At 65.0% G+C, this 20,333-nt stretch carries 22 protein-coding genes; 11 read left to right on the plus strand and 11 right to left on the minus strand.

The window, feature by feature from the left end; genetic code table 11:
• Nucleotides 1-141: 141 nt before the first annotated feature.
• The gene (locus JEY66_RS08125; RefSeq protein ID WP_018273566.1) at nucleotides 142-525 is read right to left on the minus strand and encodes a nuclear transport factor 2 family protein; all 384 of its coding nucleotides are present in this window, start codon (nucleotides 523-525) and stop codon (nucleotides 142-144) included.
• 134 nt (nucleotides 526-659) lie between these two features.
• Between JEY66_RS08125 and JEY66_RS08130 the strand changes: the two genes are divergently transcribed.
• Nucleotides 660-1,616 (plus strand): LysR family transcriptional regulator, encoded by a 957-nt coding sequence (locus JEY66_RS08130; RefSeq protein ID WP_018273565.1) that lies wholly within the window; start codon nucleotides 660-662, stop codon nucleotides 1,614-1,616.
• A 121-nt stretch (nucleotides 1,617-1,737) separates the two neighbouring features.
• On the opposite strand, the gene JEY66_RS08135 is transcribed toward JEY66_RS08130, so the two are convergent.
• The 3 genes from JEY66_RS08135 to JEY66_RS08145 form a co-directional block, all read right to left on the minus strand.
• Nucleotides 1,738-2,691 carry a DMT family transporter gene (locus tag JEY66_RS08135; RefSeq protein ID WP_018273564.1) on the minus strand — a complete coding sequence of 318 codons (954 nt, stop codon included), beginning with the start codon at nucleotides 2,689-2,691 and terminating at the stop codon, nucleotides 1,738-1,740.
• A 147-nt stretch (nucleotides 2,692-2,838) separates the two neighbouring features.
• Entirely contained in the window at nucleotides 2,839-3,663 is an 825-nt protein-coding gene (locus tag JEY66_RS08140) for an IS5 family transposase (protein WP_026191947.1), read from the minus strand.
• A gap of 195 nt (nucleotides 3,664-3,858) precedes the next feature.
• The gene (locus JEY66_RS08145; protein WP_026193339.1) at nucleotides 3,859-4,704 is read right to left on the minus strand and encodes an HD domain-containing protein; all 846 of its coding nucleotides are present in this window, start codon (nucleotides 4,702-4,704) and stop codon (nucleotides 3,859-3,861) included.
• Nucleotides 4,705-4,819: 115 nt separating this feature from the next.
• Here JEY66_RS08145 and JEY66_RS08150 point away from each other — a divergent pair, with 115 nt between their 5' ends.
• Nucleotides 4,820-5,221 carry a DUF1330 domain-containing protein gene (locus JEY66_RS08150; protein WP_016846247.1) on the plus strand — a complete coding sequence of 134 codons (402 nt, stop codon included), beginning with the start codon at nucleotides 4,820-4,822 and terminating at the stop codon, nucleotides 5,219-5,221.
• Nucleotides 5,222-5,356: 135 nt separating this feature from the next.
• On the opposite strand, the gene JEY66_RS08155 is transcribed toward JEY66_RS08150, so the two are convergent.
• The gene (locus JEY66_RS08155; protein ID WP_018273562.1) at nucleotides 5,357-5,977 is read right to left on the minus strand and encodes a TetR/AcrR family transcriptional regulator; all 621 of its coding nucleotides are present in this window, start codon (nucleotides 5,975-5,977) and stop codon (nucleotides 5,357-5,359) included.
• Between the two features lie 74 nt (nucleotides 5,978-6,051).
• Here JEY66_RS08155 and JEY66_RS08160 point away from each other — a divergent pair, with 74 nt between their 5' ends.
• Nucleotides 6,052-6,456, plus strand: coding sequence for a hypothetical protein (locus JEY66_RS08160; RefSeq protein WP_026193338.1), 405 nt, complete (start codon nucleotides 6,052-6,054; stop codon nucleotides 6,454-6,456).
• A 193-nt stretch (nucleotides 6,457-6,649) separates the two neighbouring features.
• Here the strand turns inward: JEY66_RS08160 and JEY66_RS08165 are convergent, their stop codons facing one another.
• The 5 genes from JEY66_RS08165 to JEY66_RS08185 all read right to left on the minus strand — a co-directional run bounded on the left by JEY66_RS08165 (nucleotide 6,650) and on the right by JEY66_RS08185 (nucleotide 12,156).
• On the minus strand, nucleotides 6,650-7,804 hold the full coding sequence (locus JEY66_RS08165) for an alpha-hydroxy acid oxidase (RefSeq protein ID WP_016846245.1): 1,155 nt from the start codon (nucleotides 7,802-7,804) through the stop codon (nucleotides 6,650-6,652).
• Nucleotides 7,805-8,012: 208 nt separating this feature from the next.
• Nucleotides 8,013-8,822 (minus strand): MlaD family protein, encoded by an 810-nt coding sequence (locus tag JEY66_RS08170; protein WP_016846244.1) that lies wholly within the window; start codon nucleotides 8,820-8,822, stop codon nucleotides 8,013-8,015.
• 433 nt (nucleotides 8,823-9,255) lie between these two features.
• Nucleotides 9,256-10,185: a DMT family transporter gene (locus tag JEY66_RS08175; protein ID WP_016842685.1), complete on the minus strand. Its 930-nt coding sequence runs from the start codon at nucleotides 10,183-10,185 to the stop codon at nucleotides 9,256-9,258.
• 397 nt (nucleotides 10,186-10,582) lie between these two features.
• Nucleotides 10,583-10,969, minus strand: coding sequence for a hypothetical protein (locus JEY66_RS08180; protein WP_016842684.1), 387 nt, complete (start codon nucleotides 10,967-10,969; stop codon nucleotides 10,583-10,585).
• A 413-nt stretch (nucleotides 10,970-11,382) separates the two neighbouring features.
• Nucleotides 11,383-12,156: a helix-turn-helix transcriptional regulator gene (locus JEY66_RS08185; RefSeq protein ID WP_016842683.1), complete on the minus strand. Its 774-nt coding sequence runs from the start codon at nucleotides 12,154-12,156 to the stop codon at nucleotides 11,383-11,385.
• Between the two features lie 78 nt (nucleotides 12,157-12,234).
• On the opposite strand from JEY66_RS08185, the gene JEY66_RS08190 reads away from it, so the two are divergent.
• From JEY66_RS08190 to JEY66_RS08200, 3 genes are read left to right on the plus strand one after another with little or no spacing between them, the layout of a single operon-like run.
• Entirely contained in the window at nucleotides 12,235-12,891 is a 657-nt protein-coding gene (locus tag JEY66_RS08190; protein WP_050999343.1) for an acyl-homoserine-lactone synthase, read from the plus strand.
• On the plus strand, nucleotides 12,851-14,215 hold the full coding sequence (locus JEY66_RS08195; RefSeq protein ID WP_240536836.1) for a cytochrome P450: 1,365 nt from the start codon (nucleotides 12,851-12,853) through the stop codon (nucleotides 14,213-14,215). The genes JEY66_RS08190 and JEY66_RS08195 overlap by 41 nt, the downstream gene beginning before the upstream one ends.
• Before the next feature lie 38 nt (nucleotides 14,216-14,253).
• Nucleotides 14,254-14,472 carry a hypothetical protein gene (locus tag JEY66_RS08200; protein WP_016842680.1) on the plus strand — a complete coding sequence of 73 codons (219 nt, stop codon included), beginning with the start codon at nucleotides 14,254-14,256 and terminating at the stop codon, nucleotides 14,470-14,472.
• Nucleotides 14,473-14,481: 9 nt separating this feature from the next.
• On the opposite strand, the gene ybaK is transcribed toward JEY66_RS08200, so the two are convergent.
• Entirely contained in the window at nucleotides 14,482-14,976 is a 495-nt protein-coding gene (gene ybaK, locus JEY66_RS08205) for a Cys-tRNA(Pro) deacylase (protein ID WP_016842679.1), read from the minus strand.
• A 347-nt stretch (nucleotides 14,977-15,323) separates the two neighbouring features.
• Between ybaK and JEY66_RS08210 the strand changes: the two genes are divergently transcribed.
• The 5 genes from JEY66_RS08210 to JEY66_RS08230 all read left to right on the plus strand — a co-directional run bounded on the left by JEY66_RS08210 (nucleotide 15,324) and on the right by JEY66_RS08230 (nucleotide 20,225).
• Complete coding sequence (locus tag JEY66_RS08210) at nucleotides 15,324-16,616, plus strand: adenylosuccinate synthase (RefSeq protein ID WP_016842678.1); 1,293 nt, start codon at nucleotides 15,324-15,326, stop codon at nucleotides 16,614-16,616.
• Nucleotides 16,617-16,651: 35 nt separating this feature from the next.
• On the plus strand, nucleotides 16,652-18,193 hold the full coding sequence (locus JEY66_RS08215) for a hypothetical protein (protein WP_018273559.1): 1,542 nt from the start codon (nucleotides 16,652-16,654) through the stop codon (nucleotides 18,191-18,193).
• A 198-nt stretch (nucleotides 18,194-18,391) separates the two neighbouring features.
• On the plus strand, nucleotides 18,392-18,826 hold the full coding sequence (locus JEY66_RS08220; RefSeq protein ID WP_016844319.1) for a DUF5413 family protein: 435 nt from the start codon (nucleotides 18,392-18,394) through the stop codon (nucleotides 18,824-18,826).
• Nucleotides 18,827-19,091: 265 nt separating this feature from the next.
• Complete coding sequence (locus JEY66_RS08225) at nucleotides 19,092-19,571, plus strand: Crp/Fnr family transcriptional regulator (protein WP_016844320.1); 480 nt, start codon at nucleotides 19,092-19,094, stop codon at nucleotides 19,569-19,571.
• Nucleotides 19,572-19,664: 93 nt separating this feature from the next.
• Nucleotides 19,665-20,225, plus strand: coding sequence for a DUF4112 domain-containing protein (locus tag JEY66_RS08230; RefSeq protein ID WP_016844321.1), 561 nt, complete (start codon nucleotides 19,665-19,667; stop codon nucleotides 20,223-20,225).
• Nucleotides 20,226-20,333 lie beyond the last annotated feature (108 nt).

Here is a 20,333-nt window from a genome sequence, read left to right on the forward strand (position 1 = left end):
TCGCAGGGGCGCGCTGCCAAAATATCGAAAACAACCCCATGCAAAGGAGCCGGGGGCGGCCGGCGCCCGACCAGCCAACTTGACACGTCGGGCAAATCAGTGCCATCTTCCGATATTCAGAAAACCGATCGTGGGGCGATGCTACGATCCCGCCGGGAAGACCTGCGCGACGTGAAACGCCTTGGTGGTGATGAGCCACCTGCCGTCGATCCGGTGAAACACCAGATGGTCGATGAAGCCGGTTTGGCCGGCCCTGACGCGCACCTTGGCGATGGCCAGATCGGACGCGGTCTGGTCGATGCTGATGATGGCCTCCTCGCGCGGCGATTTCATCGACGCCGGCGAGGGACGGCTGCAGATGAAGTCGCGGAATTCCGCGGCCGACCGCACCGTGTGCTTGCCGTCCCGGATGCCGTGCACGATGCAGGCATCGGCGAAGACGTCGCGGAACCGGCTATCGTCGACGTCGTACATCAGGTTGAAATATCCATCGATCGCGGACGCGATGGCCTGGATGTCGCTCATTGCAAAATCTCCTGGCGGATGATGTGGCGGTGGCCTCACCGGATCGAACCCGTGATCTGCGCCGACAGTGGCCGATATCTTGGCGGAGTGCTACGACTGGGCGGTCATCTCTTGGATGACTGAAAGGCATCGGCATGGACGAAGTTGACGGTCGGCTGGTTGGCGGCCTGGTGGTCCTCGCGGCGCTGGCGGATGCGCGCAGTTTTGGCCGGGCCGCCGAACGGCTCGGCATGACGCAATCCGGGGTCAGCAAGGCGATCGCGAAGCTCGAGGCGCGCCTCGATGCCAGGCTGGTTCACCGCACGAGCCGCGCCGTCGAGTTCACCGAGGAAGGACGCGCGCTGTATGAGCGGGTTGCCGCGCATCTGGCGGGGATCGGCGAGGCGGCGGCGGAGACCGCGAAATCGCGCGATGCGGTTCGCGGCAGGCTGCGGGTCAATGTCGACCCGCTGTTCTCCCGCATGGTGCTGTCGCCGAAGCTGAGCGAGTTCCTGCTGCAGAATCCGGGCATGGAGCTGCGTATCGAGACCCGCGACCGGATCGCGGATCTGGTCAGCGACGGTTTTGATCTGGCGGTGCGTTTCGGCGAGCCGACGCCGTCGGCGCTGATTGCGCGCCGCGTACTCGATACGCGCGTGCTCACCGTGGCCTCGCCGATCTATCTCGAACGACACGGCCGGCCGCTTGATCCGCGGGAGCTGGCAAGCCGCGACCATCAGTGCATCCATGCAATCGACGCGGCGACCGGGCGTCCCTTCGACTGGGAGTTTCGGCGTGGCGGCGAGGTCGTGCCGGTCGCGGTCAACGGGCGGCTGACCGTGACCGATTCGGGAACCAAGCTCGGCGCTTGCCTGGCCGGCTTCGGCATCGCGCAGGTGATCGATCTCGGCCTCGACGATCATCTGAGGAGCGGCGCGCTGATCGAGCTGTTTCCGGACTGGCCCGACGAGCGTTTTCCGCTCTACGTCTATTACGCCTCGCGTAACCACGTGCCGGCCAAGGTGCGGCGGTTCATCGACTTCATCACGGAAACGCTGGCGGCAAAGTCACATTCGCCGCACAAGTCCGCCGGCTTGCGCAAGGTAGGTTAGCGACCTCCTCGGCGTCAGCCAGCGCGGGATGACTTTATCTTCGAATCATCATCCCGCTCTATCTTTTTGTCTTGAGCATGATCTTTTCGGAAAACCGCTACACACTTTTTCGGATCATGCTCTAGCGCTTCGCCGAACCTTTGGCGGATGCTTGCCGCGAGGCGATGATGACGCCGGCGAGCACCAGCGCGTAGCCGATCAGATGGAACGGCGCGAGCGTCTCGCCGAGCAGCAGGATCGCCATCGCCGAGCCGAACACCGGCACCAGATGGAAGAACGGCGCGGCGCGGTTCGGGCCGATCAGCGCGACGCCGCGGTTGAAGAACAGATAGGCGAGCGTGGACGGGAAGATCAGCGTGTAGCCTAGCGTGGCAAAGGTCAGGACGTCGAGCTTCAGCGTCACGCCGTTTAAGAATTCCCAGATAGCCACCGGCAGCAGCATCAGCGCACCGCAGCAGGTGGTGAATGAGATCAGCGAGAGCTGATGGATTTTCGGCCGCCGCGGGATCAGCGCCGAATAGAGTCCGAACGACACCAGCGAGGCGCCGAACATGATGTCGCCCCGGTTGAAGCTGATGCTGGCGAGCGCGGAGAAGTCACCGCGCAGGATGATGGTCAGCACACCGGCCAGCGAGATCGCGATGCCGGCCAGCTGCGCCGGCGTCAGCCGCACGCCGAACAGGATCAGCGACCACAGCGCCACGAACAGCGGCCCCGCCGACTGGATCAGCAGCGCATTCAGCGCCTCGGTGTACTGCATCGCCCAGTAGGAGATCGCATTGTTGAAGGCGAAGCCGACCGCGGACAACAGCAGCATCAGCGGCAGGGCGCTGCGCAGCTTCGGCCAGTCCTGCTTCAGGTGCGGCCAGGCGAACGGCAACAGGATCAGGAACACGCCGAACCAGCGGATCGTGGTCAGCGTGACCGGCGGCACATGGCTGCCGACATGCCGCGCCAGCACGATGTTGGCGGCCCAGAACAGCGACGTCAGGCTGAGCAGCAGATAGGGCTGATTATTGAGCCAGCTGAGCGGCGAGCGGCGTGGCGTCGTGGCAGGTGCGGGCAAAGCGGTCATTATTGGGCGGATGTTGTGCCCGAATCCGCCGCCGCGACAAGACGAAAGAGCGGATTGGAGCCATGCGCCCCGTGTCGTCATCCGCAGCGCGACGAAAGCTTAATTCCGTCATCCTGAGAGTCTGACTCAAAACAAGTCATTGAGATCTCATGCTCTGGCCAATCGGCGGGAGAGCAGGCGGATGCTTGCAATGAGAACCCAAGCCTCCGCGCTGGCGATGGTTGCCTCGAAGTCTTTGGCAAGTCGTCGATTGCGGCCGAACCAGGCAAAGGTACGCTCGACGACCCAACGTCGAGGCTCGGCCTTGAACGTTCCAACGCTCTGCGAGCGGGTGACGATTTCAATCGTCCATTGGCCCAAATCAGCGATGGCATCGAGCAGCTTAGGGCCACGGTAGACGCGATCGGCGAAGATGTGGCGCAGGTTGGGGAACAGGCGGCCGATGAGCCGCAACAGCGGGACTGCACCGTGATTGTCTTGAAGGTTGGCGGGATGCACCTGCACAGCCAGCAAGGAGCCCTCGGTGTCGGTGACGATATGACGCTTGCGCCCCTTGACCCGCTTGGCCATGTCAAACCCGCTTGGACCGCCATTTTCCGCGGTCTTCACGCTCTGGCTGTCGATGATCCCAGCCGTTGGAGTGGGGTTGCGTCCTTGCCGTTCGCGCATGCGTCGGACCAGGGCATCATTGACCCTGCGCCACAATCCAGAACCGCGCCATTTGTAAAAATAGTACTGAACCGTCGAGCATGGTGGGAAGTCCTTTGGCAGCGCGCGCCATTGGCAGCCGCTGGCTCCAATGTAGAGAATTGCATTCATGATCACGCGCAGGCTGATCTCGCGCGGACGGCCGCGCCGGCATTGCGCAGGCATCAACGGCTCGATCAGTTCCCACTCCGCATCCGTCATGTCGCTTGCATAACGAAGTCCGTCGCGTCGATATTGTTGTCGGGTGATTTCGGTCCAACACATGTTGTGCTCCCTCGAGTCTTCGCAAACACGAAGGAATCACAACGGGCTGAAATCACTCAACTTTCTTTTTAAAGCAGGCTCTGAGGAGCGCGGAGCGCGTCTCGAAGGATGCGCGGCCCTACTGTGGCCGATTCATCCTTCGAGGCTCGCTTCGCTCGCACCTCAGGATGACGGGGATAGTTCTTAGCGCCCCGCCTATTTCTGCGGCCCCGACAGCGAGATGTCGCGCTCGGCGCGGAACACGTTGCTGTAGAGATTGGCGATCCATTGCCGTCCGCTGGAGGTGATGTTGAGGTAGCGGATCGCCTTCTGCACGTGCGGCGCGACGCTGTCCCAGTAGAACCGCGGATAGCGGTCGACGAGATCGGCCGGCGAATCGTAGCCGAGCTGGCGGTTCAGTCCGGCCTCCTCGAATTCGACATACAGCGCGTTGGCCTTGCGGATGTAGTGGGGATCGCCGAGCTGGCCGATCAGGTCGGCGGCCCGCAGCAAGGTGGCCTCCTCGCCGAAGTCCTCATCGTCGTCAGGGGCGCTGAGCGGAAAGCGGGTGCCTTCGATGGCACGCACAATGCGCTCCTTGTCGAGCAGGGTGACGCCCTTGAGCCGCTCCATCACGAAGATCTTGGAGCGGTCGACGTGGTGGGACATCAGCGCGGCATCCGATGAGCCGCGCGGCAGGATGATCTTGCGACCGTCGGCATCGACCAGATAGCCATCCTGACCGTCGGCCTCGAACAGCCCGCGCACATAGCCGATGTCATGGGTGAGGCAGGCGATGATGACATGGGCATAATCCTCGGCGCTCATGTGCGAGTGCAGCGCGCGGCCGCGCAGGATGTCGTGGCCGGCCAGCGTCACCAGCATGGTGTGCTCGACATTGTGATAGAGCGCGTCGCTGTTGCCGATGCATTCGAGCGCGATCCGCGCGATCGAGGGCACCATTTCGACCAGCTGGGTCTGCGAAGAGCCGAACCGGCGCTGCATGTACTCGCCGAGGAATTTGCCGAGCGCGTCGGCCGCTAGTTCTGGAAGGGTCATCACGGCCTTGACCTCCGAGAGCTGGCCTGAGCTTACGGCCCGGCGGTATTTCAGGCTAGTCCCGCGATGTGACATAATCGTTGCGGCCAGACCGATGTGCCTTGGGCGGGAGCGGGTGATGGGTGTCGATCTCTTGAACGTCAAAGGCCTGAACGAGCTGGACCGCGAGGCGCCGGTCGTGATGGTCAATCTGATGCGGTTTCGCGCGCGGTCGCTCGACGGCGACGGCTCGGGCTGGGATGCCTATTTGCGCTACAGCGCGCTCACGGTCCCGATGATCAAGGCACGCGGCGGCACGCTGCTGTGGACCGGCAGCGCCGAGACTGTCGCGCTGGGCGAGCCGGCCGGCCAGCGCTGGGATTACCTCGCGCTGGTCTACTACCCGAGCGTCGCCGCCTTCATCGACATGATGACCTCGGCCGACTACGAAGGCCGCTGCGACCCGCAACGCCGCAACGGCTGCGAAGAGCACGTCATCATCGCGACGCGCGAGGCCTACAGCAAGTTCAAGGTGGGGTGAGGTGGTTGAGAGCGCGACTTCGCCGTCGGGCCGCGCATTCTATCACCGTCACCCTGAGGAGCGCGAAGCGCGTCTCGAAGGGTCGACGGCACGACTGGGGCCGATTCATCCTTCGAGACGCCGCTACGCGGCTCCTCAGGATGACGGGTTTGAGAGTGAGAGCGGGGCCAACGCCGCATGGCAGGCCGCCTGCACCACTCGGCAGACCTCATCTCCCGACCGCCCCGCACTCAGCGAGGCGAAGGTCGGATAGCTCGTCAGCGCGAAGATCAGGTCGACGGCGTCCTTGCGGGCCTGCGGTGACGCGCGCTTGCCCGCGATCCGGTCGATCAGTGCGGTGACGCCGCGGCGGCGGCGCTCGTTGCGCTCGCGCACGGCCTCGGCGAATTCGGGATCGGTCGCCATCGCGTCGTGCAGGCGGCCGACCGCGGAATCCCGGCTCCAGAATCCGCAGAAGATCTCGACCATCCGGTCGAGCGCGGCGCGCGGATCGGCCATCGTCATGGCGTCGGCGAGCTGCTGCAGCCCGCCATGGCGCGCGATCTCGTCGAACACCGCCTCGAGCAGCCCGCGCCGCGAGCCGAACTGGTTGTAGACGGTCAGCCGGGTCACGCCGGCCGCCTTCGCCACCGTATCCAGCGAGAAGCGCGCGATGCTCTCGTCGCGCAATGTGCGCGAGGCGGCCTCGATCACGCGCTCGCGGGTCTCGGCGGCGGCGGCGCTGCGCGCCGGGCTCACATAGCTGCGCGGCGGCATCGGTTTGCCTTGCTTTCGTCAGATTGACTATACATTATGTATATCTAATTTCAATGCCCGTTTGGAGCGACATCATGCAGACCGCCCTCATCATAGCGCTGTCCCTTCACGTCCTGTCATCGGTGTTTTGGGCCGGCTCGAGCTTCACCCTGGCGCGCACCGGCGGCCTCGGCGGCGAAAAGCTGCTGTTTCCGCAAATCGGCGCCGCGACGGTCGCGATCGTGACCGGCGCCACGCTCTGGCGCCTGGTGCACGAAGGCTCGTTCGGGCTATCGGAGCAGATTTTGGCCGGTGGCGCGATCGCAGCGCTGGCCGCGATCGCCGTGCAGATCATCGTCGGCGGCGGCGCGGTCCGGCAGCTGTGCAGCAGCACGGGCGATACGTCAGCCGCGCGCTCGCGCCTTGCGGTTGCCCAGCGCATCGCCGCCGGGCTGCTCGCGGTCACCGCGCTGTGTATGGGCGCGGCGCGCTACGCGTAATGGTTTCTTACCTCTCCCGCTTGCGGGCAGGGCAATCGCATATGGAATGAACCGATTCGTCCGCGCCGTCATGGCCGGGACAAGCCCGGGCATGACGAGTTTGTGGGAACTCCGATTTCCTCAAACGGCCATATGCGATTGCCCTGCCCGCAAGCGGGAGAGGGGACGTAGTCCCGTTGCGGATGCAATCGTCTCAGAACTTCCGCACCAGGTCCGGAGTGATTTCCTTCAGGCTGCGGATGCCGAGCAGCGCGAGATCGCGGTCGATCTCGGCATGCAGGAGCGAGATCGCGCGCGCCACGCCGGCCTCGCCGGCGACCACGGCGGCATAGAGGAACGGCCGGCCGACCCAGACGAAGTCCGCGCCGAGCGCCAGCGCCTTGATCACGTCGGTGCCGCGGCGGATGCCGCCATCGACCATCACGGTCATGTTGCCCTTCTGCGCCGCGATCTCCGGCAGCGTGCGCAAGCCGGAGACGGTGTAGTCGAGCTGACGGCCGCCATGGTTGGAGACCATGACGCCGTCGCAGCCATGCTCGCGCGCCAGCCGGGCATCTTCCGGCGCGATCAGCCCCTTGACCACGAGCTTGCCGCGCCAGCGCTTGCGGATCAGCTCGACATGCTTCCAGGCCAGCTGGTCGCGGCTGCCGATGTTGCGCATCAGGTTCTTGGACAGCACCGGCGGGCCCTGCTTGGCGTCCATGTTCTCGAAATGCGGCATGCCGTGATTGAACACGGTGCGCGCCCAGGTGTTGAGCAGCCAGTCGGGATGGGTGATGGTGTCCCAGAACACCCGCGGCGTGATCTCAAGCGGCACCTGGAAGCCGTTGCGGATGTTGTTCTCGCGGTTGGGCGGCACCGGCACGTCGGCGGTGACGACGAAGGTGTCGTAGCCGGCGGCGGCGACGCGATCGACCAGCGGCTCGATCCGCTCGGGAAGGCCGGCGAGATAGGCCTGGTACCAGGCCGAAGGATTGGCGGCGCGAACGTCCTCCAGCGTGATCAGCGAGGACGCCGACAGGATCATCGGGATGTTGGCGGCGGAAGCGGCGCGCGTCAGCACGATATCGCCGCGATAGGCGCACAGGGCAGAGGAGCCCATCGGCGGAATGCCGAACGGCGAGGCGTAGCTCTTGCCGAACAGCGTCGTGGTCTGGTCGCGGCCGGAGACGTCCTGCAGCACCCGCGGCACGAAGCCGTATTCCTCGAACGCCCGGCGATTGTCGGTGCGGGCCATATCGGTCTCGGCGCCGCCCGAAATGTAGCCGTAAAGGAATTTCGGCAGCAGCCGCCGCGCCTGCGGCTCGAAATCGTCGAGCGTGAGATAGCGCCGCAGATGCCGCGGCACGGCAGGCGCTGCGCGGTTGACGGTTGCTGGGGGCGGAGAGGGGGCTGCGGTCCGGTCGTGCACGTTGAGCGTTTCCGTTGTTCTTGGTTCTTGGTCGGAAGGTCAGACTAGAGCATGATCCGGAAAAGTGGATACCGGTTTTCCGAAAAGATCATGCTCAAACAAAGAGATGAGATCATGATGCGATTCCATGGAATCGCATCATGATCTAGCGCCTGCCGGCGGGCCCGACAAATTTCTCGTTGAACTTGTTGACGGACTGGTTGACGTCGCTGAGCGTCTTGCGGGTCTCGGCGATCATGGCGCCGGATTTCTTGTCGAAGCTCTGGATCAGCTCGCGCAGCGAGATCACGGTCGGCAGCAGCTCGCCGCCATATTTGTCGCTGCCGAAGCTCTTCAGGAACTTGTCGGCCGCGGTCATCTTGGCGTCGACCGCGCTGATCCCGTCATCGGCGGCGTCGATGAAGCCGGCGATCAGCTCGCCGTTGCCGGACAGCGAGTTGGTGAAGTTCTCGAGCCCGAGCAGCGAGTCCTTGATGTCGGCCTCGTTCTCGCTGATGACGCGGTCGACATTGCGCAGCGCGACCCGCAGCTTCTCCTGGATCCCCATCGTGCCTTCGGCGTCGGCCGTCAGCTCGGGAATGCCGTCGGCACCGAGCGTCGGCGGCGGAGCATCGTCGGTGCCGCCGGTGAAGGAGATCGAGGCGATCCCGGTCAGGCCCTGGAATTCGAGGCCGGCCTGGGTGTCCTTCCTGATCGGGGCGTTGCCTTCGATCCGCGTCATCGCCACCACGCGGTGCCGGTCGAGCCTGATCGAGACCACCTCGCCGATCCGCACGCCGGCGAAGTTGACGCTTGCGCCGCGGCGCAGGCCGGAGGCCGAGCCCTCGAAGATGACGCGGAACGGCACCATCCGCTTGATGCCGGCATAGCGCTGATAGCCCAGCCAGCCGCCGAGCGAGCCGGCGATCAGGGCCAGCGTCAGGGTGCCGATCAAGAGATTGCTGGCGCGCGCCATGCGTAAAACCCGTCTGCGAAGCAGACCCTAGGAGATAGCGGATTTGCCGCCGATAGTCACCGCGGGCTTTCCTTACCTCGCCCCGCTTGCGGGGTCGAGACGAGCGAAGCTCGCTCTTAGAGGTCGGATCGCATCGAAGATGCGATCCGGGTGAGGGGGAGTCTCCGCGAATTCGTCTCTCGCCGTCCTCGCGCAGCGAGCCCCTCACCCTGACCCTCTCCCCGCGTGCGGCAGGGCAATCGCATTTGGAATGAACAGATTCTTACGCGCCGTCATGGCCGGGCTTGTCCCGGCCATCCACGTCTTTTCTTCGCGTGGAAACGAAGACGTGGATGCCCGGGACAAGCCCGGGCATGACAAGTTTGTGGGAACTCTGATCGCCTCAAACTGCCATATGCGATTGCCCTACCCGCAAGGGGGAGGGAGAGGAGAATTACGCGCTCTGCTTCCGCGACGCCGCGAAGACGCCGGCCAGCACCAGCGCGAAGCCGATGAAATGGAAGGCCTGCGGATGCTCGCCGATGAACACGATCGACATGATGGTACCGAACACCGGAACCATGTGGAAGAACGGCGCGGCGCGGTTGGCGCCGATCAGCTGCACACCGCGGTTGAAGCACAGATAGGCCAGTGTCGAGGGGAACACCGCGACATAGAACAGCGACAGCAGATTGTTGATCGTGAGCTGCATCACCGGACGCGCGCCGAGTTCCCAGATGTAGAGCGGGATCAGGACCAGCGCGCCGCAGCCGAAGGTGAAGGCGGCGACCGACAGGCCGTGGATGTTGGGCCGCTTCAGGGTCAGCACCGAATACAGCGCGAAGATCACCAGTGCGACGATGAAGATCAGATCGCCCTTGTTGAATTCGATCCTCGACAGCGTCGTGAGATCGCCGTGCAGCAGGATCACCAGCACGCCGGCGAGCGACAGCAGCACGCCGAACAATTGTGCCAGCGTCAGCCGTGCGCCGAGCAGGATCAGCGACCACAGCGCGACCACCAGCGGTGCCGCGGATTGCAGCAGCAGCGTGTTGAGCGCCTGGGTGTGCTCGAGCGCCCAGTATTGCAGCGTGTTGAAGGCGCTGATGCCGGTGATCGACATCAGCACCATGATGCCGAGATTGTTGCGGATCACGGGCCAGTCGCGGACGAGGTGCTTCCAGGCAAACGGCAGGATGATCAGGAATGCCGCCGACCAGCGCAGGAACGACAGCGTCACCGGCGGAATGTGGCCGGCGGCGAGGCGGCCGACGATCGCATTGCCGGCCCAGCATGTCGCGGTGATGCAGAGCAGCAGATAGGGCTGGTTGGCGATCCAGGAGCCGGCCGCAGGCGTTGATGTGGTGGAATCGGAGGCAGACATGAAGAGGGCCCGGGTTCACGACGCCGCGGCCTGCCCGGCTGGCACCGCCGGGCCGGTATGGATCTCCCCGGCTCGGATCACAGACACGGATTTCGTCATTCCATCAATGGGGACAGACGCATCCCGACCATGCGCGAAGACGGCCTTCTCGGAGACCCGACGGCATTTTGCTCGGGCCGGCGTGCGCCTCTAAGGCCTGATGAGACAAGGTTGGCGGCATCGGAAGCTCACCTCTCCCTTGGGAGAGGTCGATTTGCGCAGCAAATCGGGTGAGGGGTTACGCTCTATCGAGAGAGCAAGAACCCTCACCCGGATTGCTTCGCAATCCGACCTCTCCCCAACGGGGAGAGGTGAACCGAGATCGCGCCAAGCCGATTCAACCAAGACTTATCCCGCCCTAGCCAGTCTCCGGCGGCGTGGTCTGGCGCTTGACGATCTGCTCGGCGAGCTCGATCAGGATCCGCTTGGTGTCGGGGTCCTGCACGTCGCGAAACACCCGCAGCATGCGCAGTTCGAGCAGGGACTGCAGCGATTCCGCCGTCTGGCCGGCTTGTGTCGGCGCTGCCGTGGCCGGCCGGCGATTGAGGATGTCGGCGGCGATTCCGAGCATCTCGGCGACGGTAGCCAGGCGACCGGTATCGATCTTCACCGTGCCGTCCACGCCGTTCTTTTGCAGGGAGGCCCCGGCGCACAGGATCTCGGCGAGATCCGCCTGCGACAGCCCGATGGCGCGCCAGCGCGCCTGCACCAATTGGTCGATCTGGTCGTCCTGCGATGTGCTCATGGTGCGTTCAGACCATCTCCAGCTCGGTCCGTGGACAGCATTTCCGCTGCGAAGATTGGTAGCAAATGAACCAGCGGTTCGTCGCGATGGGACTTCTACGGATCATGCGGCTGGACAACGGGTCCCGCCGTACCGGGCAACGTGCAGGATGATCCGCGCCTCTAAGCGAGCCGGGCAGTCGCGCCGGACGGGCACCGGAGTGCGCACCCTGGTCTGGGATGCGCACATCAGCGTCATCCGGCCCCTGGCCTTATTATCAAGACCGTGCGCGAATGCAATCAGGGGGCGACCGGGGGGATGAACCCAACCCGGATGTGTGACCGCGCCACAGATCGCGGTGTCTGGTCGTGGCAGGGCGATGCGGTTGGCATGGCGGCAGCCCCGCGAGCACCGCCACGGCTGCGCGGCGCCGCTCACAAATCGATGATCCCGAGCGCGATGCTCTTGGCCACCCCGTGGGTCTTGTTGGAAGCCTCGAGCTTGCGCAGCGCCTGCTTGATGAAGCCTTCCACCGTCTCCGGCGAAATGCCGAGGATCTGCGCGGTGTCGGCCACGGTCTTGCCGCGCGCCGCCCAGGCGATCACTTCCTTCTCCCGCCCGGTGAGCTTGATGGTCTCGGCGGCGTCCGCGGGTTTGAGGATGGTCGGCGCGTTGCGCTGGTCGCGGTTGACGATATCCATCGCCCGCTGCACCCAGTAGATCATCAACAGATGCAGTTCATGGCGATGGCAGACGAACAGCTTGTCGAAGTCGCGCGGCTCGTCTTCCCAGAAGAACACCGTCGAGCTCGAATGCACGGCGCCGAGCCGGTCGCGATAGTGGAACGGCACGACGAAGCCGTCCTTGAATCCGAACTCCCGGGCGGCGTCCATCGTCTTGACCTCGGGCGGTCGCTTGCGTCCGCTTCGCTCCGGCAGCTTCAGGCTGCTCCAGCTGAACGGCGTGTTGGTGCGTCGCGACCGCGCCAGCGCCGGATCGGCATGAACGAATTCGTTCTGCACATACGCCCGCTTCCAGGCGTCGGGAAATGTGCCGATATGGTAGGGCAGATCGAGGTCGGGCCGGCCGGCATCGACAAAGGCAAAGCCCGAGAAGCCGTAATTCTGGACAACGCGATGCAATGACGAGCTGAGCTCGTCGATGGTATCCGACGCCTCGATGGTCGAAATCGCGTCTACCAGGCCCATTACTAAAACCCCCGGTTTCCGGGGGTACCACAGTTAACCCCTTTCGTTCCAGATGTTCTGCATTTGGAGGAAGGGATAATGCCGCATTTATTGGACGGCTATCATGCACTCATCACCAGGGAAGAGCTTGATCCGGCGCATGTCGGGGCGATGTTGCGGCTGCGCAAACGCCTGTTCGTCGACCATTGCGGCTGGCTTCTGACCACGGTCGGGGATGCCGAACGCGATCAGTTCGACTGCTGGTATACCGAGCACTGCCTGTTGTTCTCCGGCGTCGAGCTCGTCGGCGGCTTCCGGGCAATCCGCACCGATTATCCCTACCTCACCGCGTCGGTCTTCCCGCAGCTTGCGGTGCGCCGCTTTCCGAGCCGTCGCGATGCCTGGGAGATCAGCCGTTTCGGCGTGCTGCCTGATGTCGCGAGGTCGCAGACCGCACGCGTGACCTATGCGCTGATGTTCCGTTTCGCGGAGCTGCGCGGAGCGAAGGCGCTGGTGGCGCTGGCCGACCTCTCCTATGAGCGTTTTCTCACCCGCATGGACATCCGCACCCGCCGCTACGGCCCGCCGCAGGTGATCGGCAATGATCGCATGGGCCGCCCGCTGACGGCGCTCGCCGGAGAAATCCCGCTCGGTCTCGCCGACAATCCCGGCCTGACCAAATTCCTCGACCTTGGACGGCAATTGGAGATCCACGATGCCTCACATGTTCTCGGACGTTCGAGCATTCCAGCGTGATCCGCTGCGTCTGCTGTTGACGCGCGGCAACGAGTCCGCGCTGGGGCTGGTGCCGCTGCGGCTCGGTCCTGCGCCGGTCTTCCTGGTGAACGATCCGGATCTGCTGCGCCCGATCCTGAAGGCGCCGGAGACCGACATCGGAAAGGGCAAGCTGATCAAGAAGCTTTCGCCGGTGCTCGGCCGCAGCTCGCTGATGCTGAGCGGCGAGGAGCACAAGCGGCGGCGGGCGGTGCTGCAGAAGCACATGGCCAAGGGCAGCGTCGAGAAATTCCTGCCGCATATGTGCGCCGAGATCCGCGCGGTCGGCGCCAGCCTGGCGCGGCTCGGATCGTTCGATCCGCATCATGTCACCGCAATGCTGGCGCTGCGGACGATCTGCGTCGCGATCTTCGGCTCCCAGGTGATGTCGTCCGGCGACGAGGAAGCCCTGGTTCAGGCGGTGGGCGCGATCGAGGACGATCTGGCGGAAGAGATGTTCCGCGCGTTGCCGTTCGGTCCGGTGGCCTGGTATCGGCGGCGCAAGAACCGGGTCTGTGCCAAGCTTGCGATGTCGACGGTGGTGCAGCGCCTGCGCCGCAAGGCGGGCTCGAGCAGCGCGCTGCGCGATCTCGAGGCGCTCGGCCTGACCGATCGCGATCTCGAGGACGAGATCCTGACATTGCTGCTGGCCGGCCATCACACCACAGGTTCGACTGCGGCGTGGATGTTCTACCAGATGGCTGCCGATCCCGCCCTGATGGACGAGATTGCCGACGAGGCGGCGGAGTGCCTCGGCGACGACGGCGAACTGCGGCTCGACGCGGTGAAGCGCGCCAATCTGAGCGCGACGCTGGTCAAGGAGGTCTGCCGGCTCTACCCCAGCGCCTGGTGGTTCTCGCGCGAGGTGATGCAGCCGGTGACGATCGGCGGGCGCGATCTCAAGGTCGGCACTTCGCTGTTGATCTGCCCCTGGCAGCTGCAGCGCGATCCCAGGCATTTCGAGGATCCGGACCGCTTCCTGATGACGCGGCGCTACAACACCGACGCCTACATCCCGTTCGGCGCCGGTCCGCGCGCCTGCGCCGGGATGGGGGTTGCGATGCTCGAGCTGCAACTGCTCGCGCTCGAGATCGCCGCGGCCTATCGCTTCACCGGCGTCAGCCCGAATCCGGCGCCGTGGCCGAAAGCCTCGGTGACGCTGATTCCGCCGCCGATGACCATCGACATCGAAGTCCGCGAGACGCGCCCCCGCATCCCGCATCTCGGCGAGGAAGCCGAGCATCTGCCGTACATCCCAGCCGTGGGTGCGGCGTCCATCAGCACACTACAATCGGTATCCCAATGACAACTCAGCTAACAACGGCCAGCGCCGGGCAAAGGGCCATGGATCAAGTGCAAGTGCGCAGTTTGCGCGACGTCATCGCTGTCCTGATCGAGCAGCGCAGCATCGTGAGGGCGGCCGGCGCAAGCTTCGCCGCGCATCTGCTCGACCTCGCGATCATGCAGCTGCGACTCAACGTCAACGATATTACGGCGGAGGAATTATCCGGTCTGTCCGACTTCGTCGGCGCGGAGTTCATGAGGGACAAATCCTCGCATTGATCGCGGCGATCAGTCTTCGGATCGGTCCTGCGTCGCCACCAGCGCCTTCATCATGGCGCCGGCGGCGAGCGCGGCGTCGTTCGGATCGATCTCGATCTGCAGGCCGCGCTGGCCGCCATTGACGAAGACCGTGACGTGGGTGAGGGCGGTCTCGTCGATCGCGGTCGGGACCTTCTTCTTCTGGCCGAACGGGCTGATGCCGCCGACATGATAGCCGGTCAGCCGCTCGGCATCGGCCGGGCGCATCATCTTGGCCGACTTACCGCCGAGGGCGGCGGCAAGCTTCTTCATGCTGACCTCGCAGTCGGACGGCACCACGGCGCAGACCGGCTTGCCGTCGACCTCCGCCATCAGCGTCTTGAGCATGCGGTTCGGGTCGACGCCGAGCGCCTCAGCCGCCTGCAGCCCGATGCTCTCGGCGCTGGAATCGTAGACATAGGTGTGAAGCTTGAAGGCAATGCCGAGCTTGCGCAGCGCCATCGTCGCTTGTGTCGAATTGGGCATGGACCCTGCCGGTTAATCTAGGTGAATGATCGCCGTAATAAGAGCTGCGATCAATCCGCAGCACGTCCGGCGTCACATTGCCGTAACATTAAATTCCAGCCAGCCCGGCGCGGCCGGGCGCCGCATGGAATTTAATGGGGATATCAAAGGGTTGTAGCTCGTCTAAAAGGCGTAAACGGGCCCCTTCTTGCTTGCGCAGCCGAGCCGCTTCCTTTATCCGGTAGGCGCCTTGCGTGTGCGCGGCCGGGCGCCGCGATTTGGGCTGGGCATATCAATGCAGGTCGCTGTGGGCGGACGCGTTTTCGCCGCGATCATGGTCTGAAACACCTGAAGGGAACATCTTCGCAATGGCCAATGTTGTCGTCGTCGGCGCCCAATGGGGTGACGAAGGGAAGGGCAAGATCGTCGACTGGCTGTCGGAACAGGCCGACATCGTCGTGCGCTTCCAGGGCGGCCACAATGCCGGCCATACGCTCGTGATCAATGGCGAGACCTACAAGCTGGCGCTGCTGCCCTCCGGCGTGCTGCGCCCGAACAAGCTCGCGGTGATCGGCAATGGCGTGGTGTTCGATCCGCAGGCCTTCCTCGACGAAGTCGCCAAGCTGAAGGGGCAGGGCGTTGCGGTCGGACCGGACAATCTGCGGATCGCCGAGAACGTCACGCTGATCCTGCCGCTGCATCGCGAGCTCGACGCCCTGCGCGAATCATCCAACGCCATCACCTCGATCGGCACCACCCGCCGCGGCATCGGCCCGGCCTATGAGGACAAGGTCGGCCGGAGAGCCATCCGCCTGATGGACCTCGCCGACCTCGACACCCTGCCGCACAAGATCGAACGCCTGCTGGCGCATCACAATGCGCTGCGCCGCGGCCTCAACCTCGCGGAGATCGACGGCAAGAGCATCCTGAGCGAGCTGTCGGCGATGGCGCCGAAGCTGTTGCCCTATGCCGAGACGGTGTGGCGGCTGCTGGACCTCAAGCGCCGCGAGGGCAAGCGCATCCTGTTCGAGGGCGCGCAGGGCGCGCTGCTCGACGTCGACCACGGCACCTATCCCTATGTCACGTCGTCCAACACGGTGGCGGCGCAGGCCGCGACCGGCACCGGCCTCGGCCCGGGCGCGGTCGGCTATGTGCTGGGCATCTGCAAGGCCTACACCACCCGGGTCGGCCAGGGTCCGTTCCCGACCGAGCTGAACGACGAGATCGGCGAGGAAATCGGCCGTCGCGGCAAGGAATTCGGCGTCAATACCGGGCGCAAGCGCCGGGTCGGCTGGTTCGATGCCATGCTGGTGCGACAGACTGTCCGCACCTGCGGAATTGCCGGGCTGGCGCTGACCAAGCTCGATATTCTCGACGGGTTCGACAGCATCAAGGTCTGCATCGGCTACAAGCTCGACGGCAAGGAAATCGACCATCTGCCGGCGGGTGAGGGCGCGCAGGCCCGGGTCGAGCCGATCTATGAGATCATCGAGGGCTGGAAGCAGCCGACGGCCAATGCGCGGTCCTGGGCGGACCTGCCGGCCCAGGCCATCAAGTACGTTCGCCGGGTCGAGGAACTGGTGGGGTGTCCGATCGCCCTGCTGTCCACCAGCCCGGAGCGTGAAGATACTATTCTGGTACAGAATCCGTTCGAGGCTTAACGGGATATTACCTATATCCCTCCAATTGTGTGGAAATGGCTGACTACTACCCGCTGATCGCCCGCGCCATCGCCGGATTGGACCCCAACGCCCCCGGCGAAGCCCGCCGTGCGCTGTATGCGCGGGCGCGAACGGCGTTGATCCAGCAGCTTCGCGGCGTGCAGCCGCCGCTCTCCGAATCCGAGATCACCCGCGAACGGCTGTCGCTGGAAGAGGCCGTTCGCAAGGTCGAGTCCGAGGCCGCGCAGCGCGCCCGCGAGGCCTCGCGCCCCGGCGGCGCGGCCGCTGCCCGCGGCAGCCGCGCCAATGCCCGGCCGCCCGAGGCCAGCCCCGCCGACACTGCCGCGCGCCCGCGGCCTCCGGCCGACCCCCGTCCGCCGCGCAATTTGCGCCCCGACGCGCCGCCGCCGGCCCCGCCGCGGCCGCAGAACCCGCCCGGTCCCGAGACCCAGGCGCCGCCGGCCCGGCCGGGCCCGCCCCGCCGCGGTCCGGAAGGCGCGCCGCCGGTGCCGCCCGCCGCGCCGGGCGTGCGCGGCTTCCGCGACATCACCGCCGATGCCGACGATCTCGGCCGTGCCGCGGCGCAAGCCAGCCGCAACGCGCGCAAGACCTACGCCAACGTGCCGTCGCCCTCGCCGGAATTCGACCGGCTCGAGCCGAGCCTGGAGAATCGCGGCGGCGATCCCGAGGCGCCGTATTCCTACGACGAGTCGATCGAGGAGGCCGAGCGTTACACCCCGCAGCCGCCGCAGGGTCCGCCGCCGCAGCGGTCGCGGGCCGGCAACGGCGAGCGCGAGCCGAAGAAGCCGCCGCGCGTCGGGTCGATGTTCCCGTTCAAGACCGCGATCGTGATCGGCATCCTGCTGATCCTGGTCGGCACCGGCATCCTGTTCCGGCAGCAGGCCATGACCCTTGTCAGCAGCCTGCTCAAATCCTCGGCCCCGGTCGAGGCGCCGAAGGATGCCGCGTCGACGCCTGCGAGCAAGAAGATCACCGACCGCGTCGGCCAGCCCTCGTCGGGCGAGACGGTCGCCCCGGTGGCGCAACGCGTGGTGCTGTATGACGAGGATCCGTCGGATCCGAAGGGCAAGCAGTATGTCGGTTCGGTGGTCTGGCGCACCGAGCAGGTCAAGGGATCGGGCAACCAGAAGCCCGACATCGCCGTGCGCGCCGACATCGACATCCCCGATCGCAAGTTCAAGATGACGATGTCGTTCCGCCGCAACACCGATTCATCGCTGCCGGCGAGCCACACCGCGGAATTGACCTTCATCCTGCCGCAGGACTTCGCCAATGGCGGCGTCGGCAACGTGCCGGGCATCCTGATGAAGTCGAACGAGCAGGCGCGCGGCACGCCGCTGGCCGGGCTCGCGGTCAAGGTCACCGACGGCTTCTTCCTGGTCGGCCTCTCCAATGTCGACGCCGACCGCTCGCGCAACCTGCAGCTCTTGAAGGAGCGCTCGTGGTTCGACGTGCCGCTGGTCTACACCAACCAGCGCCGCGCCATCATCGCGATCGAAAAGGGCGCCCCCGGCGAGCGGGCCTTCAACGAGGCATTCGCCGCGTGGGGTGAGTAGCGGCCTTAGCTCTTGCCTCGGTTGCCAGCAATGTCATCGCCCGGCTTCGTCCGGGCGATTCCGTATCGCAGCAAGATCAGCGGCTGTTGCAGCGCGTTCGACGCGCAGAACTCCGGAACATCGCCGCAGCTTTCGATTTTTCCCTAGAACCGTCGCGCGACCGCGTTACACTTGGCTGACGTCGGGCAAGGGCACGCCATGAAACGCTATCTGATCTTCGCAGCCATCGGGCCGTTCATCGGCGGCTTCCTGCTGCTGCTCATGACCACCTATCAGTCCGGCTACTGGACCGAGACCAGCGGCGGCGAGGTGACCAAGCTGCTCGTCGTGTTCGTGAAGTCGCTGCAATACAATTATCTGTTCGGCATCGTGCCGTCGCTGATGTTCGGTGCGATCGACGACATCCTGATGCATGTGAGGCGGATCGCGCCGGTGGTGCGGATGCTGGTCGTCGGCGCGGTGGCGTTCGTCGGCGCAGCGCTGACCTACGCCTCGCACGGCTCCGAAAGCGGCGCGGTCCAGTTCATCCTGTACGGAATGGTCGGCTTCATCCCGGGCGTGATCACGTCCTGGCTGGCGCACAAATATGCCGAAGAGCTGCACGCGCCGGCGCAGCCGGCTTCGCAGCATTAGGGCAGGTGCTCAGTACCAAGGGAAAAGCAGAAGTCGCGTTCGGCGACTTCTGACCCAACCGCGAAATGAGCACGTCGCGATCGGACAAGGGCCGCGCTCAACGCACGGCGCGGAATAGATCGCCCCTTGCAGTAATCGTATCAGCGCGCGAGACGCCGGAGGTCCGGCTACCTTCATACAACTGTCATATCATCGTCACGCAAACGTAGTCCCAATGTCATGCCCGCGTCGTCCTCGCGACCCGCGGCCGTCCGGGGCAGCGGCGATGCCGATCTCGGGCCTGCTCTATTCCGTGTTCGCGCATTTATTTCAGCCGTCGCTGCAGACGACCGGGACGTACGGGATCTGCGTCCGGATTCGGGGAAAGGAATTTCGAGTGGCAGATGCAAGCTTCAGCCTTCTGACGGGCAACAGTATCGAAACGCGCCTGGTCCGGGCCGGCGGCGTGATCTTTCGCGAGGGCGAGCAGGCCAACGAGCTCTTCGTGATCAAGAGCGGCTATGTGCGCATTCAGGTCGGCAACAAGACCATGGCGGACCTCGCGCCCGACACGATCTTTGGCGAGATGGCGTTGATCGACAACGAGCCGAGGAGCGCGACAGCCACGGCGCTCACGGATGTCGAGCTCGTCCCGGTCTCGGAAAAGCAGTTTCTCTTCCTCGTGAGCCAGACGCCGCATTTTGCCCTGAAGGTCATGCGGACGCTGGCGCAGCGACTCAGAACCATGAACAAGGGCGTCTACTGAACGCGAGCACGGCAGAGCGTTGAGGTAACAGGCTTGAAGGTGACACAGTGGTAATGTGACGCAACTTGAACCGCCTGCCTGCGTTACCATGTGATGGCCATGCCCGAGGACGACATCTTCACGCCCAACGCCGCCCGATCGCGGCCGCCTTTTGGCGGCGCGCAGGCGCGCGGCAAGGTCATCGACCAGGACGGGCGCGAGCTCGCCGATGGCCCGCTGCATCCGCAGTTCCAAGGTTTTCAGGGAGCCTTTCCGGAAGGCTTCCGGTTCGACTTCCGCAACTCCACCGCCAATCCGTTCGGCGATCTGACCCGCGAGCAGCGGCTGCAGCGGCTGGAGACGATCGCAAAGCTGCTCGACGTCGCCTTCATCGTGCCGGGCACCAATGTGCGCTACGGCATCGATGGGCTGATCGGCCTGATCCCCGTGGTGGGCGATATCATCACCACCGCGATCTCGCTGTGGCTGGTGCGTGAGGCCCGCTTGCTGGGCGCGCCCTGGCACATCACCGCGCGGATGCTCGCCAACGTCGCCGTCGACGGCGTGATCGGCATGGTGCCGGTGGCGGGCGATGCCTTCGACGTGATGTTCCGCGCCAATATCCGCAATGTGCGGATGCTGCGGCGCTGGCTCGACAAGCAGCCGCGGTTCTAGAGTATGATAATTTTTGGTTGAAGCAGTCGAGCCGCAGACCCGCTTCGCCTCTCCCGCTTGCGGGGGAGGCCGACGCGCTCGGCAGCGCTCTTGCGCGCCTGAGCGCGG

Source organism: Bradyrhizobium elkanii USDA 76, from assembly GCF_023278185.1.
In the GTDB taxonomy this organism is placed as follows: Bacteria; Pseudomonadota; Alphaproteobacteria; order Rhizobiales; family Xanthobacteraceae; genus Bradyrhizobium; species Bradyrhizobium elkanii.